Annotated in this window: 17 protein-coding genes; 4 read left to right on the top strand and 13 right to left on the bottom strand. The window is 69.2% G+C overall.

Going from position 1 to position 15,449, the window contains the following annotated elements; translation table 11 throughout:
- Positions 1–33 precede the first annotated feature (33 nt).
- From EDF50_RS05740 to EDF50_RS16415, 3 genes are all read right to left on the bottom strand, one after another.
- Positions 34–1,452, bottom strand: coding sequence for an NtaA/DmoA family FMN-dependent monooxygenase (locus EDF50_RS05740; protein WP_233570372.1), 1,419 nt, complete (start codon positions 1,450–1,452; stop codon positions 34–36).
- 191 nt (positions 1,453–1,643) lie between these two features.
- Complete coding sequence (locus tag EDF50_RS05735; protein WP_123518620.1) at positions 1,644–2,279, bottom strand: hypothetical protein; 636 nt, start codon at positions 2,277–2,279, stop codon at positions 1,644–1,646.
- 395 nt (positions 2,280–2,674) lie between these two features.
- Complete coding sequence (locus EDF50_RS16415) at positions 2,675–3,274, bottom strand: hypothetical protein (RefSeq protein ID WP_148076768.1); 600 nt, start codon at positions 3,272–3,274, stop codon at positions 2,675–2,677.
- 513 nt (positions 3,275–3,787) lie between these two features.
- Between EDF50_RS16415 and EDF50_RS05730 the strand changes: the two genes are divergently transcribed.
- Positions 3,788–3,979 carry a hypothetical protein gene (locus EDF50_RS05730; RefSeq protein WP_123518619.1) on the top strand — a complete coding sequence of 64 codons (192 nt, stop codon included), beginning with the start codon at positions 3,788–3,790 and terminating at the stop codon, positions 3,977–3,979.
- A 115-nt stretch (positions 3,980–4,094) separates the two neighbouring features.
- Here EDF50_RS05730 and EDF50_RS05725 read toward each other — a convergent pair whose 3' ends face one another.
- Together EDF50_RS05725 and EDF50_RS05720 are read right to left on the bottom strand one after the other, a co-directional pair.
- Entirely contained in the window at positions 4,095–5,042 is a 948-nt protein-coding gene (locus EDF50_RS05725; protein ID WP_123518618.1) for an aldo/keto reductase, read from the bottom strand.
- Positions 5,043–5,145: 103 nt separating this feature from the next.
- Complete coding sequence (locus EDF50_RS05720; protein WP_123518617.1) at positions 5,146–6,120, bottom strand: D-isomer specific 2-hydroxyacid dehydrogenase family protein; 975 nt, start codon at positions 6,118–6,120, stop codon at positions 5,146–5,148.
- 572 nt (positions 6,121–6,692) lie between these two features.
- Here EDF50_RS05720 and EDF50_RS05715 point away from each other — a divergent pair.
- Complete coding sequence (locus tag EDF50_RS05715) at positions 6,693–7,751, top strand: magnesium and cobalt transport protein CorA (protein WP_123518967.1); 1,059 nt, start codon at positions 6,693–6,695, stop codon at positions 7,749–7,751.
- Positions 7,752–7,862: 111 nt separating this feature from the next.
- On the opposite strand, the gene EDF50_RS05710 is transcribed toward EDF50_RS05715, so the two are convergent.
- From EDF50_RS05710 to EDF50_RS05680, 8 genes are all read right to left on the bottom strand, one after another.
- Positions 7,863–8,303, bottom strand: coding sequence for an OsmC family peroxiredoxin (locus tag EDF50_RS05710; RefSeq protein ID WP_123518616.1), 441 nt, complete (start codon positions 8,301–8,303; stop codon positions 7,863–7,865).
- A 64-nt stretch (positions 8,304–8,367) separates the two neighbouring features.
- Positions 8,368–8,874: a MarR family winged helix-turn-helix transcriptional regulator gene (locus EDF50_RS05705; RefSeq protein WP_123518615.1), complete on the bottom strand. Its 507-nt coding sequence runs from the start codon at positions 8,872–8,874 to the stop codon at positions 8,368–8,370.
- Positions 8,875–9,006: 132 nt separating this feature from the next.
- On the bottom strand, positions 9,007–10,044 hold the full coding sequence (locus EDF50_RS16410) for a hypothetical protein (RefSeq protein WP_148076767.1): 1,038 nt from the start codon (positions 10,042–10,044) through the stop codon (positions 9,007–9,009).
- Positions 10,041–10,655 (bottom strand): ABC transporter ATP-binding protein, encoded by a 615-nt coding sequence (locus tag EDF50_RS05695; protein ID WP_158612644.1) that lies wholly within the window; start codon positions 10,653–10,655, stop codon positions 10,041–10,043. The genes EDF50_RS16410 and EDF50_RS05695 overlap by 4 nt, the downstream gene beginning before the upstream one ends.
- Positions 10,652–11,782 carry a peptidoglycan-binding protein gene (locus tag EDF50_RS05690; RefSeq protein ID WP_233570370.1) on the bottom strand — a complete coding sequence of 377 codons (1,131 nt, stop codon included), beginning with the start codon at positions 11,780–11,782 and terminating at the stop codon, positions 10,652–10,654. Before EDF50_RS05690 ends, EDF50_RS05695 begins: the two co-directional genes overlap by 4 nt.
- 22 nt (positions 11,783–11,804) lie before the next feature.
- Entirely contained in the window at positions 11,805–12,290 is a 486-nt protein-coding gene (locus EDF50_RS05685; protein ID WP_123518611.1) for a hypothetical protein, read from the bottom strand.
- Complete coding sequence (locus EDF50_RS16405) at positions 12,287–12,649, bottom strand: hypothetical protein (protein WP_148076766.1); 363 nt, start codon at positions 12,647–12,649, stop codon at positions 12,287–12,289. The genes EDF50_RS05685 and EDF50_RS16405 overlap by 4 nt, the downstream gene beginning before the upstream one ends.
- Before the next feature lie 288 nt (positions 12,650–12,937).
- A complete protein-coding gene (locus EDF50_RS05680; RefSeq protein ID WP_123518610.1) occupies positions 12,938–13,492 on the bottom strand; it encodes a CGNR zinc finger domain-containing protein in 555 nt (184 codons plus the stop codon).
- A gap of 92 nt (positions 13,493–13,584) precedes the next feature.
- On the opposite strand from EDF50_RS05680, the gene EDF50_RS05675 reads away from it, so the two are divergent.
- Positions 13,585–14,631, top strand: a complete 1,047-nt coding sequence (locus EDF50_RS05675) for a DMT family transporter (protein WP_255410046.1) — start codon at positions 13,585–13,587, stop codon at positions 14,629–14,631.
- Positions 14,631–15,314, top strand: a complete 684-nt coding sequence (locus EDF50_RS05670) for a hypothetical protein (RefSeq protein ID WP_123518608.1) — start codon at positions 14,631–14,633, stop codon at positions 15,312–15,314. Before EDF50_RS05675 ends, EDF50_RS05670 begins: the two co-directional genes overlap by 1 nt.
- Positions 15,315–15,449: the final 135 nt, after the last annotated feature.

The raw sequence follows: 15,449 nt of genomic DNA, 5'->3' as shown, positions 1-15,449 counted from the left end.
GCGGTGCGCCCACCCGCGCCGCGCCTCCTGGGCTCAGCGTCGGTAGGCAGCCGCAGGATGCGTCCCGGGCAGCCGGGGCCCACCGCCGGTCAACCGCTCGCGCAGCGTCTCGCCGGGCACGTACGACTCGCGCAGCCGACCCCGACGACGCAGCTCGGGCACGACCAGGTCGACGAAGTCCTTCAGCGTGTCGAACGAGTGGTACTGACGCAGGTTGATGCCGTCGATGCCTTCGTCGTCGAGCCAGCGCTCGATGGCGTCGGCCACGACCGTGGGGGTGCCCGCGACGAAGAACGTGCCGCCCCAGGCCTCGTCGACCGAGTCGATCAGCTGACCCACCGTGATGTCGAGCGGGAGCGCCGCGGCCCCCGGGTGGTCGAGCCGCCCCTCGGCCTCGAGCGCCTCGCGCACCGTGCGGTCGCGGGGGTGCGACGGGGCGTCGAACGGGATGCTGCGGTGGACCAGCTTGCCCTGCTCGCTGGCGAACGAGCGGTAGAGCGCGAGCTTCTCGGCGACGACCTCGTCGGTCTCGCCCGTGATGACGCCGGCCTGGACGATGAACGACACGTCGTCCGCGGAGCGCCCGGCCGCGACGGCCGCCTCGCGCGTGGCGGCACCGACCGCCCTCACGGCGGGCCCGCCGGTGAAGACGACCTCGGCGTTGCGGGCCGCCTGCTCCACGCCCTTCGGCGACGCGGTGGCCAGGAAGAGCACGGGCGTGCGCTGCGGCGACGGCTCGCTGAGATGCGGGCCGGCGACCCGGAAGTGCTCGCCGACGTGGTCGATCGCGTGGACCTTGGCCGGGTCGGTGTAGACGCCCGAACCGGGCCGGAGGCCGTCCGCGGTGGGGTCGGCGACGACGGCGTCGTCCTCCCACGAGCCCTCCCACAGCTTGTAGAGCACGTCGAGGTACTCGGCGGCACGGGCGTAGCGCTCGGCCTTGGGGATCTCGGCGTCGAGGCCGAAGTTGCGCGCGGCGTTCGGCAGGTACGACGTGACGACGTTCCAGCCGACGCGCCCCTTCGTGAGGTGGTCGAGCGTCGACATGCGCCGCGCGAAGGCGAACGGCGGCTCGTAGCTCGTCGAGAAGGTGATGCCGAAGCCGAGGTGCTCGGTCACCGCGGCCATCGCCGGGACGACCATCATCGGGTCGTTGTTCGGCGCCTGAATCCCCTCGAGCAGGGCCGGCGCCGCGCTGTCGCCGAAGACGTCGTAGGCACCCAGCACGTCGGCGATGAAGATCGCGTCGAAACCGCCGCGTTCGGCCAGGCGGGCCAGCTCGAGCCAGTACGCCAGGTCTTTGTACTCGCTGCGGTGGTTGTGCGGCAACCGCCAGAGTCCGTGCGTGATGTGCCCGACGCAGTTCATCTCGAAGAGGTTGAGGATCAACTTCTTCTTCGCGGCGGGGACGGCGGTGGTCGGATCGGACGCGGGGGTGTCTGCGGTGCTCACCGTCCTACTGTGCCGCACCGCGCCTCCTCGTCCCCCGGTTCGTGACCCCGCGTTGCGCCACGGCGCGCGGGCGGCAGTGCCTCGGGCACCGCGTTTCGTGCACCGCACCGCCTCTAGCCAGGGTGCGGTGCACGAAGCGCAATGCGCAACGGGTCGGGGCAGGCCGGCGGACGGGTGGCGGTCGGGCGCGGTCAGCGCTCGCGGATGGTCGTGGTGACGTCGACGAGGCTCGGGTCGGCGGGCGCCGAACCGAAGCCGAAGCGGACGGGCGGGTCGAGCGGGGCCAGGGCCCCAAGCGCGCGACCGTCGAGACGCGCGTCGACCGCGACGACGCGGCGGGCCAGCGTCACGCCGTAGTACTCGCGTCGGCCGCCGCCCGCCGTGCCCGCGGTGCGCGCCCCGGGAACGAGCAGGCGGGCGACCGGGTCGATCAGCGTCAGCCAGCCGGGCCGGGTCGCGAACGCCCGGGGCACGAGCCGCAGCAGCCGGCCGAGCGGCGACACGGGCCCGATCTCGAGCGACAGGTCGAGCACGTCGCCGCCCGCATCGTCGGGGCCGGCCGAGACCCGCAGCGTCCGGTCGACGCCGCGCCACGAGACGGGCTGCACCCGCACCTCGTCGAACGTGTATGTCGAGGACACGTAGTCGGCGACGGCCTGTGACGGAGCCAGGAGCACTCGATGACCGTCGGCGGTCTCGACCATCACGTCGACGAAACGGCCCAACGGCGAACGGTTCCACAGACCGACGACGACACGCGTCCCGGAGGTCGTGCCGAAGCCGGCGATGCGTCCGTGGAACCGCTGGTCGGGGGTCGCGCTGCTCATCGCTCGACCGTACGCCGAGAGTGCTGCGCGCACCGCGCCTCCGGGGTCGGCCCCGCCCCGCTCGTCGCGGGGCGAGGCGGCCCGGGAGGCGCGGGTCGTCGATGCGTTCGGCTTGTCAAATTAACGTGTCGCCAACGTCGTGGCCGGAGCGCTCCATGCGTCAGCGAGACTTGTACCTCGTAGCATTTTCATCATGAGTCCACCCGACGGGGTAGCAGGTGTAGAAAATGGCCCCGTCAGGAAATCGGGGCCGGACAGAGTCGGCGTACGCATCGGCCGCATCCATGTCCCCAAATACTCCCAGGACCGTTTCGCTGTCATACGCGTCCTGGAGAACAATCCACACCGCTGCTGGTGTAGTCACGTCGGCTCCATTCTCTGATTCTTTTCTCATACTAGGTGCCGCAGGCCAAGGTTCTTTTGGGGCCGACGGTTTGCGCGTAATAGGACTTACCGCCGGAGACAACCGTCCCGTTTGTGACGGTGAACCATGTCGTGCGTTTCGTGTTCTTGCAATGCGGATCAATGTTTCTTTGCTCGTAGCGACTTTCTCCACGGTTGCCTCCTGAATACGAGGCGTAGGTCATATTGACTCCTGGCACAAGAACTTTATAGACGGTAGTTTTTTGATGGATCGATGTCACCCGTTTTGAACAATTCGTGTAGGGCTTGCTTCCTACGACGAGCCAGTTACCAGACTTCCGTGCGTGAGCATAAGATGGGTACAGCGTGCAAGGCCCGAAACTGACGCGTCGGAGGTTGGTTGTGCTTGGCGCTGCGAAGCCTGCGGGGCCTGACGCCGGAAATGTGCCCTCTACTACAACGCCGAAGTCGGTGAAGTCGGCGCCTTCTTCACCATCGGTCGCGGACACCGGGATCTGCCCCTCGTGAGGCGGCGTTGCCGCGTTCGCAGGAGCCGCGCCCCCGAGCATCAGAGCTAGTGCTGCGGTCGCGCCCGCGATGCTAAGAAAGCGGGATGTGACCAGTTTTCTCATGATCTCCCCAAGGTCTACCCAGAGCGTGTACGCCGCTGGGATTGGTGGCTTCTAGCTCGTGTGTGCAAGCCAGAGCCTGGGGAGTACCGACGCGAAAGCGAACGCTCGAGCGAACGGTGACAAACCCGCCTCACCAGGAAGTGGGGGCGGCCGACGGCTCCATGGCCCGCCTAAGTATTAATATCACACTCCTCATAGGGTTGGCCACAGGAGGCTCCGGCCCACCCTCACGTCCGCCGCGTGCACCCTCGTTTCGTCTGTGCCGAGCGTCCGCCCGCTGCCCTCTCGACGGGTCCGCCCGGCTCATTGCAGGCCGTCCCGAGCCCCCGCTCCCAGGACGTCGAATGCAGCGACACCCACACACCTCTGGATATGGCCACGTGCGGGACTGCACGACGGCGGGGGCAGCGCGACGGCCACCCCCGATCGTTGCTGCGGGTTCCCGTGTGTCGTCGGTGAGAACGGCGAACCACCCGGGGCCAAGGGCCGCGCCCGCGGGAGCCCGCTGAGTTCATGGAGCGGCAGCTGCCCATCGGACTGCCGGCGACGGTCGCCATCGATACCGCGAGTGGCCAGAGGGCCTTGGCCCGCGTCACGACGGACGAGCTGACTCAGCTGCCGGACGACGAGACTCATGCCCAGCCCAGGCAACGCGGCTGCCACGACCTCGGCTATCACACGACCACGCCGCCGATCATGCGCTGATGTGGTGCACCCGCGCCTCCGGGGTCGGCCCCGCCCCGCTCGTCGCGGGGCGAGGCGGCCCGGGAGGCGCGGGGCGAGGCGGCCCGGGAGGCGCGGGTCGTCGATTCGGAAGGCCCTAGGCCGGAACGCGGGCCGAGACGGCCTCGAGGGCGGCGAGCTCGTCGGCGCTGAGCGCCACGCTCGCGCTGGCCAGCAAGGCGGGCAGCTGCTCGAGGGTGCGGGCGCTCGCGATCGGGGCGACGACACGCGGCTGCGCCTGCAGCCAGGCGAGGGCGATCGTGGCGATCTCGACCTGGTGGGCGCCGGCGATGTCGCGCAGGGCGGCCACGACCTCGAGTCCCTCGTCGCTGAAGTAGCCCTCGACGTTGCCGCTGCGGGCACCCGAGATGTCGTCACGCGTCTGGTACTTGCCCGTCAAGAAGCCCGCGGCGAGCGAGAAGTACGGGGTGACGCCGAGCTGGTTCAGGGCGGCGAGCGGTGCCAGGTCGCGCTCGTAGGCCTCGCGGGTCACGAGGTTGTAGTGGGGCTGCAGCGCGACCGGGGCCGCGAAGCCCTCGCGGCGGGCGATCTCGATCCATTCGGTGATGCGGTCGGGCGAGAAGTTCGAGATGCCGACGTGTCGCACCTTGCCGGCCTCCTGCAGGGCGTCGAAGGCGCCGAGGGTCTCGGCGAGGTCGTCCCCGGTGTCGAAGTGCGCCCAGTAGAGGTCGATGTGGTCGGTCTGCAGGCGGGTCAGCGAGGCGTCGGCCGCGGCCGCGACGTTGGCGGCGCCGAGCCCGGGGAACTCGGGGTGCTGGCTGACCTTGGTGCCGATGACGACCTCGTCACGCCGGGACGCGCCTCCCCGGGCGAGCCAGGTACCGATCACGGTCTCGGACTCGCCGCCCGAGTTGCCGTCGGCCCAGGCCGAGTACACGTCGGCCGTGTCGACGAAGTTGCCTCCGCCGGCGACGAAGGCGTCGAGCACCGAGTGCGACTCGGCCTCGTCGCTGGTCCAGCCGAAGGTGTTGCCGCCGAGGGCGAGGGGGAAGACGTCGAGGTCGGATGTTCCGATGAGGGGCATGCGGGGGTTCCTTTCGCGAACGTCGCGTCGGGTCGGCGCGGCGACTACCCAGGTCTAACGCGTCGGGTGCTGGTTCGTTCCCAGGTGGGCACCCCGAGGTGGGTCAGTAGCCCTGCTCGACGTCGACGACGCCCTCGGGGTCCCCGCCCTCGGCGAGCGCGCGGATGTTCGCTTCGACCCGGGCCTGGAACAGCGGCTCGGTCATGTCGTTGGTGTTGGCCTGGTGCGGTGTGATCAGGGCGCGCGGCTCGGCCCAGAGCGGGTGGCCGTCGGGCAACGGCTCGGGGTCGACCACGTCGAGGCCGGCGGCACCGATCCGCCCCTCGGCGAGCGCCGTGACGAGCGCGTCGGTGTCGACGAGCGGGCCCCGGGCGATGTTGACCAGCACGGCGGTGTCCTTCATGGCGACGAACTCGTCGGCGCCCAGCAGGCTGCGGGTGCCGCCGGTCAGGGCGGCGGCGACGACGACCACGTCGCTCGTCGGCAGCACCTCGGCCAGGCGGTCGACGGTGACGGTGCGGTGGGCGCCGGGCACGGCCTCGTCGGTCCGGCGCACCATGGTGACCTCGACGTCGAACGGCCGCAGCAAGCGCATCAGCTCGGTGCCGATGCCACCGGCCCCGACGATGGTGACGGTCGCCCCGTTCAACGTGATGCCGCGCTGCTCGCGTTCCCACGAGGAGGCGCGGGCCCTGATCTGCAGAGAGCGCAGCGTCGCCAGCGTCAGGGCCAGGGCGTGCTCGGCCACGGGTGCGCTGTAGGCGCCCTTCGCACTGGTGAAGACGAGTCCCTCGCGGGCGGTGGCCTGCATGGTCTCGACGTACGCGTCGACGCCGGCGCTCGGCAGCTGGACGACGCGGACGCCCGGGTTCCGCTCGATCGCCGTGCGCAGCTCGTCCTGGTCGACGCGACCACCGACGACGATCATCTCGGTCTCGTCGCCGAGCTCGATAAGGCGGGCGTCGGTCGCGTCGATGGCCCGGCGGGCGGGGGCCACGCCCCAGGTGTCGCCCGACGACCCTTCGGAGTCGGCGGTGGCGGAGGCGGCGGGAAGGATGGTGACGGCGACGGTGCTCATCGATCCACCGTATCGATCAGGTCACGAAAGCGACTCAGGCTCGTGTCCTCGTCGCACCGGTGGCAGAGTGACGCCGTCTGCAGGTCGCGAAACCCGATCGTGGACGCGGGAGGCACGGGTCAACGGCGACACGCGCCTCCTTCTCCCTCGGCTCCCCCGGCCGCCGGGCGGCCACCGGTCGACCCCGCGTGCCCGCAGGGGTACGCTGTCCCACGGCCCGACCGGGCCCACGGCCCCACCGGGCCCGGCGGCAGCACGACGGAAGGCAGGTGAGCGGCGATGGCTGGTGACAGTACTGGCGCCCCGCGGCATCCCTCCGTGGTCGCGCCGTCCACGTCGCTCGTCTGAGCGGCGTCCTCGACCGACCACGAGCGATGCCCACGGGCACCGACGTCTCCCGTCGACGCACGTCGTCGACGACTCAGCACCCGGGTGCCGTGTCGTCGCCCGTGTGCGTCGGCCCCGGCCCCCACCGCGCACCCGTCGTCCGCACGGCTGTCGTGACCACCTCCCGGCACGACTCCGTTCTTCGACGAACGGTCGTCGCACCACGAACGGCAGGATCGCAGACCATGGCACTCATCGACAACGGCATCTACGTCGCGGGGCACCGCACCGACAGCCCGGCGAACCTCGACGAGACGTTCGAGCTGCTGCACGAACACCAGGGCATGGCCTGGATCGGCCTGTACCGAGCCGACCCCGACGAGGTGCGCTCGATCGCGCAGGAGTTCGACCTGCACCCGCTCGCCGTCGAGGACGCGCTCAAGGGCCACCAGCGCGCCAAGCTCGAGCGCTTCGGCGAGACCCTCTTCGTCGTGCTGCGTTCGGCCCGTTACCTCGACGCCGAGGAGACGGTCGAGTTCGGCGAGGTGCACGTGTTCGTCGGTCCGGGCTTCGTCATCACCATCAGGCACGCCGAGAACCCCGACCTCGGTCGGGTGCGCCGTCGCCTCGAGTCGAGCCCCGAGCTGCTCGCGCTCGGCCCCGAGGCGGTGCTCTACGCCGTGCTCGACCAGGTGGTGGACGGCTACGGCCCGGTGGTCGCCGGCATCGAGAAGGACATCGACGAGATCGAGGACGAGCTCTTCGGCGGCGACCCCGAGGTGTCACGACGCATCTACGAGCTGCTGCGCGAGGTGATCAGCTTCCAGCGCGCGACGAGCCCGCTGCGCGGCATGCTCGAGAACCTGCTGCGCGGGTCGGACAAGTACGGCGTCGACGTCGAGCTGCAGCGCTCGCTGCGCGACGTGCTCGACCACGTCCTGCGCATCGGCGAGCGCGCCGACACGTTCCGTGCCCTGCTCGAGAACGCCCTGACGGTGCACTCGACGCTCGTCACCCAGGCGCAGAACGACGAGATGCGTCGGTTGTCCGAGGCCGGGCTCGCCCAGAACGAGGAGACCCGGCGCCTGTCGGAGGTCGGCCTGCAGCAGAACGACGAGGTCAAGAAGATCTCGGGCTGGGCGGCCATCCTCTTCGCCCCGACCCTGGTCGGCGGCGTCTACGGCATGAACTTCGACAACATGCCCGAGCTGCACTGGCAGTTCGGCTACCCGATGGCGGTCGCCGCGATGGTCGCCGTGGGCGCCAGCATCTGGGGCGTCTTCAAGTGGAAGAAGTGGCTCTGACGTCGAGTCGGGCCGGCCCGGCCGGGCCGGGACGCGGAGAACGCAGGAGGCGCGGGTCGGGTGACCCGCGCCTCCTGCGTTCTCGAGGCGGTGCGGTGCTGCGGCTCGGGCCTACGCCTCGAGCGCGGCGTCGAGGGTGATCTCGACGCCGGTCAGGGCCTTCGAGACCGGGCAGGTCTCTTCGGCGTTCTGGGCGGCCTCGAGGAAGGCGGCCTCGTCGATGCCGGAGACCTCGCCGCGGACGGTGAGGACGATGCCGGTGAGCTTGAAGCCGCCGGCCGAGTCCGGGCCGAGCGAGACGTCGGCCTTGACGTCGAGGGCCTCGACGGTGCCGCCGGCCTGGCCGAGGACGGCCGAGAACTGCATGGCGTAGCAGGCCGAGTGGGCCGCGGCGAGCAGCTCTTCGGGGCTGGTGGCGCCGTTGGCGTCGTCGGCGGCACGCTTGGGGAACGACACGTCGTAGGTGCCGAGCTTCGAGCTCGACAGCTCGACCTGGCCTTCGCCGGTCTCGAGGCTGCCGTTCCAGGCGGTGCGTGAGGTGCGAGTGGGCATGAGGTGCTCTCTTTCGTGGGGCGGCGTCACGATGACGCCGGACGGGATGTGGGGTTCGGGTGGGTCAGTGTGGCTGGTCTGCACGGGGCGGGGTGGCGGCGGCGACCGCGGCGGTGTTCGCCCGGACGGCGGCCGCGAGGGCGGCGATGTCGGCTCGCAGCGTCTGGAGGTCGGTCAGCTCGAGGCCGGTGGCGCCGCAGATCTGGTCGGCGAAGCCGGCGGCCTGCTCGCGGAGGGCGACCCCCGCGCCGGTCAGGGCGACGTCGACCGTGCGCTCGTCGACGACCGAACGGGTGCGGGTGAGCAGCCCGTGGGTCTCGAGCCGCTTGAGCAGGGGCGACAGCGTGCCCGACTCGAGCTGCAGCTGGTGGCCGAGTTCGGAGACCGTCGTCGGGCCGCCCTGCCAGAGGACCAGCAGCACGAGGTACTGCGGGTAGGTGAGGCCGAGTGGGGCGAGCAGGTCACGGTAGCGGGCCGTGACGGCACGCGAGGCGTTGTAGAGCGCGAAGCAGATCTGCTCGTCGAGCACGGGCGTCGGGCCCGGGGTCGTCGGGGCGGCTGCTGCGGTCATGTGGGCGACTGTAGCACGTTGCGGGCGATTCAATTGTGCACAATGCAATTGGTGCGCGCGGTCGACGCCGCCCGATCACCGAGCCCCGATCAGGCATCCGCGCCCGACCGGGTCGACGTGACCGGGGCTGTCTCAGCGCTCCCTTGCCAGTGTCGAGGCTCGTGCGACAACGGATCGACCGATGCCGACCGATGCCGCCAGCAACCACGTGGCGGCCCCTCCGAGCATCCAGAAGAACACCTCGGAGAGGCTGACGAGGTCGCACCGAAGCACCTGAGCGGCGACGGTGCCACTGGTGGCGAAGAGACCTACGACGAGAAGCATCTCGACGCTGAGCAGCTGTGCGAGCGATCGCTTCGATGTTCCCGAAAGCCGATAGGCAGCTATGTCGTTCGCGCGAGTCCAGAGGAGGAGGCTGGAACAGAATCCACCGATCAGACCGATGGCCAGCGGCAGGTACTGCCCTGGCCGGTGTCGCCAATCCGCGACAGGGTCGGAGGTCTGACTCAACTGCGTGCGAGCGATCAATGGACCTCCGGACACCTCGAGCTGGGGTTCGAGTGTTGCCACCGCAGTTCGGATGTCTTGGTATCTGTCCAGGACCACGAGGCAGTTCGGTGCTGATGTGCGCTCGATGGACAGCGGCAGGACGAGGGCGTTGTTCGTGGGGATCCCCTCTGGTTGACGGTCGTTCACGCTGACATGCCTGACTTCTGCGGGCGCGAGCGAGACGTAGCGTTCTTCGGAAGACGTGACGAGGTTGGGACCCAGCAGCCCGTCGCGTGAGGCGAGCGGGGGGAACAACGTGACGCTTCCCGTGAGGACAGGTGTTCGTCCGCCGATCTCTGGAACGTCTCGGGTGCCCTCGGAGATCAGGAGGCCGGCCCTCGAGACTCCTCCCTGAACAGCAAGCGCTTCACACGACGCTCGGGAAATCGTGACGTTCGTGTCTGACGCGGACGCTTGGAAGGAGAGGACGTTCGACCCTCGTGCTTCTAAGTGGTCGAGTCGGTTCGTGAAACCTGCCGACTCGCATGCGGCGAAAGACGCGCAGGTCGAACCGGCCAGGGCGGCCAGGAGGAGCAACGTGCACATTCGCGACCAGGGGTTCGCGACGTTGAGAGCTGCCTCACGGACGAGAGAGGAGAGCCGCCAGGTGGTGTTGCTCACCGGGTGCTGCTTCGGAGGTTGATGACGTCATCAGCCGCGTCGATCATCACGGGGTCGTGAGTGGCGATGATGACGGTCGCTGTTCGTCGGAGCGTGGTGAACAGGTGTGACAGGCCCCGGGTATTGGCTTCGTCCAGTCCGGCACTGGGTTCGTCGGCAAGGATCAGGGGCCGAGAGGAGGCCAGCGATCGTGCAACGGCGACGCGTTGTCTTTCACCGCCTGAAAGGGTGCTACAGAGCGAACCGGCACGTTCCGAGAGCCCGACGTCGTCGAGCGCTCGCATGCCGAGCTCCACGGCTTCCTCGTGTGTCTTTCCTTCGCTGAGGGGACCGAGGAGAACGTTGTCGAGAGATGTACGGGCATTGAGGACGATGGCGCCTTGTGCGATCCAGGACACCGCGGCCGGTCGGGGTCTGAGGCGATCATCGTTCGCGACGAGCCAGATGGCTCCTTGCGTTGGTTCGGTGAAGCCGGCGATGGCCGCCAAGAGGCTCGATTTGCCGCTACCGGATGGTCCGACGAGAGCGGTGACCTCGTTTTCGTGGAATATGGCTTGAAGCCCGGAGAACACGTGCCGGTTTCGATATGAGAAACCGACGTCTTCGATCACGACATGCATTGCCGGAGGACCTTCTGCGGAAGCACTGAGGGGTCTCTGACAACCGACGAGCCGATGAGGGTCGCGTCGATGAGGGACTGCCCCAGCTCTCCGACATCTGCCGTCGCGGCATCGAGTCGGTGGACCGTCATTCCCTGCTCCTGCCACGTGGTCGATGATCCACTCTCGACGACACACGAACGGCCGGTGGCGGTGGTGTATACCGCTGTCGCCGGGACGCTCCCCCTGGGCTCCCCTCGTGACGTCGCGATGAACGCGCCGGAGTACTGCCGGGTCACGATCTTGTCTGATTCTGATTCCGTGACAGTGATGGCACCACGGGAGACCCCCGTCTCGAGAACGGAAATCAGAGTGCTGGCCTGCTGTTCTTCGACTGCAATGGAGTTGAGATCCACCTGCTCAGAACCGATGACGACGGTGACAGCCCCCTGATCGGCATCGCGCACAGGAGAGCCATCGCTGGCGGACCGAATCTCGACATCATCGACGGGTGAGCTCCCGGTCATCACAGTGGTCTCGGCGGAGATCTCTTGCCCCGTGCGCAGGAGCACAGAGGACACGGCACCGAAAGAGGGCGGTACGTAGACCACGTAAGAACGCAGGAAAGTCCCATCCCTAGGGAATCCGGCCTGGACCTGGTACTTCTCCACCGCCGCCCGCATCCGCGGCCCGAAAATGCCGTCCACGTCGTTGTCCCTGAGCACACCCGCGCTCACCAGATGGCGGGCCAGAGCCAGGACGTCTGGCCCGGAGTCCCCGATCGAGAGGTCACGATACAGGGGTGTTTCTTCCATGAACGCGAAAGCGGGGCGGCCGTTCAGAGCGAACAGTTCCTCATGAGAAGACAGCTCGCTGCCTAGCTCGATGGCGACACGCGTGATGGTGCCTTCGAGCTGCGTCGTCACCTCGGGAGCGGGACCCGACCGTGCCGTCACCGTGACGGCTTGATGTGAGGTCGCGTCTCGGCTCCCGACGGTCACGATGTCGGGAGCCGCGATGGTCACAGATCGGTTCTGCTCCGCCTTCGCCCCGTGGACCGAGACCGCGAGGAGCCCCACGGGAGCGGCCCAGAGGGCGACGAGCGCAAGGCCCCCGCACAGCCCGACGACCGAACGCACCGGTCGCTCGTCGCGTGTTCGCTCAGCCATTGACGGGACAACCAGATACGTCGATGCCGTTCTCGTTCAGCAGTTCGACGTTGTCCGTGTACTTCTGCCGAGGCGTGATCCCATTCGCCTCCAAGCATGCGGCGACGAGCCTTGCTGACGCTGAGGTGTCTTGGTGGGCGACCTGCCAGACATCATCGATCTTCGACCAGTTGTACTGGTAGCACGTGTCGTCGGCCCCCGATTCCACGGCCGCACCGGGAACGGCGAAGTCCATCAGATCATCTGCGATGTGTGGATCGACGAGTTCGTATCCCTCCTTGCTGAGGCACGCTTGGTAAGCCGCGAAGCCGGTCTGGTACTCGTCCCAGGTGACGTCACCGTCCCGGAGAGCGTCGACCTGTTGTTGAGAGACAGCAGCCTCGCCGGGCGAGTCAGACGGCGTTTCTGCCGCCCCACTGCAACCACTGAGCGTCACCGCCGCAACCGCCACCGCGATGGCGAGCAGCCCCTGCCTCATGACCGGACGAGCTTGGGGTGAGCCCCCAGGGTCGGATTGGACACCGTGTGTTCGCCACCGAATACCTGATAGCCGACGGGGCCCTGGATGACGAGCCCGTATCCGGACTTCCAGGACGTGTAGAGGGCGGTACCACCAGAAACGTTGTACCCGACGCGGACCTTCACGTTTCCGCACAGTTTCTTCTGCCCGGCGGTAGAGCTGTTGCCGCTGCGAGAGCTCGTGCCGACGAAAGAGTCGTAGTAGCTGCACTTGCCGTTCACAGTCCCTACAGCGTTCGCCGGAGCCGCCGTCACGGCGCCACCGGCGACCAGACCCACAGCGAGAAGGAACGTCACGAAACTCGTTTTCGCGGACATGTCTCTCCTTTTCCACCGGGAGGACGATGCCTCCCGGTTGTTCGTCGTTGAACGAGATAGCTGGCTTCCGAGAGCCACCGGTACTAAACATACTAGCGAACCAACGTTCTTCACAACACATCGGACATAGCGGGTTTCGGCTCGCCCGTTCAGCTGAAGCCATGGGTGAGGCAGCGCGCGTCGGAGCCTTCTCGGTGGAGCCCCCGAAATCGCCTGCGGGACACGGCGAGCATCGACGGCCCGACGAAGCCGATGACCAGACGGGGCCCCTCAGCCGGCCATCGGGCGTCAGTCGGCGTCGGCCCGGCGCTCGCGGAAGGCGATCATGTTGACCCGGTTGCCGCAGCGGACGCTGCAGAACCGCTTGGACCCGTTGCGCGACAGGTCGACGAAGACCCCGTCGCAGTCGTCCGCGGCACAGGCCCGCAGCCGACCGGTCTCGTCGGTGCGGATCACGTCCACCAGGGCCAGGGCCGACTCGACGCGGATGCGGTCGGCGAGGGGCGCGTCGTCGCTCGTGGCGTGCAGGTGCCAGTCGAGGGCGTCGTGTCGCACGAGCCGGGGCGACGAGACACTGTCGGCCAGCATGCGGTTCACCTCGGCGGCCAGCAGGTCGCGCTCGAGGGTCCAGATGCGCCGCAGCTCGGCCCGGACCCCCTGTACCGAGGCCAGCTCGGCGTCGTCGCGGTCGAAGCGGCCCGAGAAGGCGAACGAGTCGAGCAGGGCCCTCAGCTCGGCCCGGGTCGAGAGCTCGTCGTCGCCGGACCGACTCGCGCCGGCACCGGTGTTGACCAGGGCGACGTTGAACTCGAGGACGTCTTCTGTGTCAGGGGCGAAATGCAAGTTGACTCCTTATCAGAGACGGTCGTACGCTCGCGACAGAGACGGCGCGTCACCACCCATTGTGCATGACGGCCCTGACAGAAGGAGCCCTCGTGAGCACCGGCGCGACCACGACCACGTCCCGGACGGCACCCCTCGCCGCAGGGCGACCCGCCTCGACCACCGCCGGGCTTCTCGTCGCCGTGATCGCCGCCGCGTCGTTCGGCTTCTCCGGTCCCTTCGTGAAGCCCCTCCTCGAGTCCGGCTGGAGCCCCGTGGCCGCCGTCACCGTCCGGGCCCTGATCGGCGGGGTCGTGCTCGCACCCGTCGCCCTCGTCGCCCTGCGCGGTCGGCTCGGACCGATCTGGCGCGCCCGGTGGCGTGTGCTCGGCATGGCCGTGATCGGCGTCGCCGGCACCCAGGTCTTCTACTTCGCCGCCGTCGTGCGCATCCCGGTCGGCACGGCGATCCTCGTCGAGTACCTCGCCCCGCTGCTGCTCGTCGGTGTGGCCTGGGTGACCACGCGGCGCGTGCCTCAGGCCGTCGTCCTCGTGGGCTCCGTGATCGCCTTCGCGGGCCTCCTGCTGATCGTCGCCCCGAACGGCGGCGTGGCCCTCGACCCCGTCGGGCTCGCCCTGGCCGGTGCGGCCATGGTCTGCTGCGCCGCCTACTTCGTGATCGCCGCGAGGCCGAGCGGCGACCTGCCCCCGGTCGCGCTGGCGGCGTCGGGCCTGCTCGTCGGCTCCGCCCTGCTCGGGTCGTTGGGGCTGACCGGTCTCGTGCCCTTCACGACCTCGGCCGCCGACGTGCCCCTGTTCGACGCGATCGTGCCGTGGTGGGTGCCCATGCTCGTGGTCGGCGTCGTCGCCACCGCGGTCGCCTACGCCACGAGCATCACGGCCAGCAGCATGCTCGGTTCGCGCCTCGCGTCCTTCGTCGGCCTGCTCGAGGTCGCGGCCGCCGCGCTCTACGCCTGGCTGCTGCTCGACGAGGCCCTCACCCCGCTGCAGCTCGGCGGCGGGCTGCTCATCGTCGTCGGCATCGGCCTCGTCCGGGCCGAGCGCACCCGCGAGGCCGAGGTCGTGGCCGACGCGGTGGCCCAGGATGCGGTGGTCGCCGACACGGTGGTCGCCCACGGCCGGGGTGCGACCATGGAGTGATGGACCCCGTCGAGAACGCCGACCTGCGCGACCTGCCGCGCCCTGAGACGGCCTCTGAGGTCGCCGCGACGTTCGGGCGCCCCGTCTTCACGTTCGTCGACCAGCCCCGACTCGATCTGACGCAGCCCAGCACGGTCGGCCACGACCACGTGCTGGACGAGGTCGCCCTGAACTACGTCTTCGTCGCCGACCCGTCCGACCCGGATGCCCCGTCGAACCTGGTCGAGAACGTCGCCGAGATCGACGGCCACCTGGCCGACGCCCTCGCTGCGGGGCAGCCCGGCTGGTTCGTGGCCGGGCTGCGGGCGTTCCGGTACCCGATGCTGTGGGAGGCGGTGGTCACCATGGTCGCGCCCGACGACCCGGCGCCGCCTGCCGAACCCGTCTCCGTGGCCGAGCATCTCGCCCGGCACCTCAACCACGTGCTGATCAACACCGCCGAGGGGCGGAGCGCCCGGCCCGACGGCGCCGCGCCCGTGCTGGACGCCCCCGTGACCGACCGGCATGCGCAGTCGGGAGCGCTGCTCGTCGTCGACGGGGTCGAACGCGAGGCCGTGCTGATCGACACCGATCCCGACCTGGTCGGCTGGGGCGCCGAGATCGACGACTCGATCGTCCTCGTGGTGCTGGCGCGGGATCTCGTGCCGTTGGTCGACCGGCGGTTGACGTCCCTCGCGACCTGACCCGCGCCTCCTCGGCTCACCTCCCCCCACGCCGGGACGCCTCGGCCCGGCCGCGCGTCGGTCACGACCTGCCGAGCGCGGGTCGGCGGGCCGAACCCGACCTGCCGGAGCCCTGCAGGCGTACCGAACCCGACA

It is taken from the genome of Frigoribacterium sp. PhB24 (assembly GCF_003755185.1).
GTDB lineage: Bacteria > Actinomycetota > Actinomycetes > Actinomycetales > Microbacteriaceae > Frigoribacterium.
The sequence above is the reverse complement of the archived record's forward strand: the minus strand, read 5'-3'. Positions and strand labels throughout refer to the sequence as shown.

What these genes read in the sequence shown, in the direction of transcription:
- EDF50_RS05735 (WP_123518620.1), bottom strand. Translation starts at nt 2,279, where the DNA reads ATGAGCAGCGCGACCCCCGACCAGCGGTTCCACGGACGCATCGCCGGC.
- EDF50_RS16415 (WP_148076768.1), bottom strand. Translation starts at nt 3,274, where the DNA reads ATGAGAAAACTGGTCACATCCCGCTTTCTTAGCATCGCGGGCGCGACC.
- EDF50_RS05730 (WP_123518619.1), top strand. Translation starts at nt 3,788, where the DNA reads ATGGAGCGGCAGCTGCCCATCGGACTGCCGGCGACGGTCGCCATCGAT.
- EDF50_RS05725 (WP_123518618.1), bottom strand. Translation starts at nt 5,042, where the DNA reads ATGCCCCTCATCGGAACATCCGACCTCGACGTCTTCCCCCTCGCCCTC.
- EDF50_RS05720 (WP_123518617.1), bottom strand. Translation starts at nt 6,120, where the DNA reads ATGAGCACCGTCGCCGTCACCATCCTTCCCGCCGCCTCCGCCACCGCC.
- EDF50_RS05715 (WP_123518967.1), top strand. Translation starts at nt 6,693, where the DNA reads ATGGCACTCATCGACAACGGCATCTACGTCGCGGGGCACCGCACCGAC.
- EDF50_RS05710 (WP_123518616.1), bottom strand. Translation starts at nt 8,303, where the DNA reads ATGCCCACTCGCACCTCACGCACCGCCTGGAACGGCAGCCTCGAGACC.
- EDF50_RS05705 (WP_123518615.1), bottom strand. Translation starts at nt 8,874, where the DNA reads ATGACCGCAGCAGCCGCCCCGACGACCCCGGGCCCGACGCCCGTGCTC.
- EDF50_RS05685 (WP_123518611.1), bottom strand. Translation starts at nt 12,290, where the DNA reads ATGAGGCAGGGGCTGCTCGCCATCGCGGTGGCGGTTGCGGCGGTGACG.
- EDF50_RS16405 (WP_148076766.1), bottom strand. Translation starts at nt 12,649, where the DNA reads ATGTCCGCGAAAACGAGTTTCGTGACGTTCCTTCTCGCTGTGGGTCTG.
- EDF50_RS05670 (WP_123518608.1), top strand. Translation starts at nt 14,631, where the DNA reads ATGGACCCCGTCGAGAACGCCGACCTGCGCGACCTGCCGCGCCCTGAG.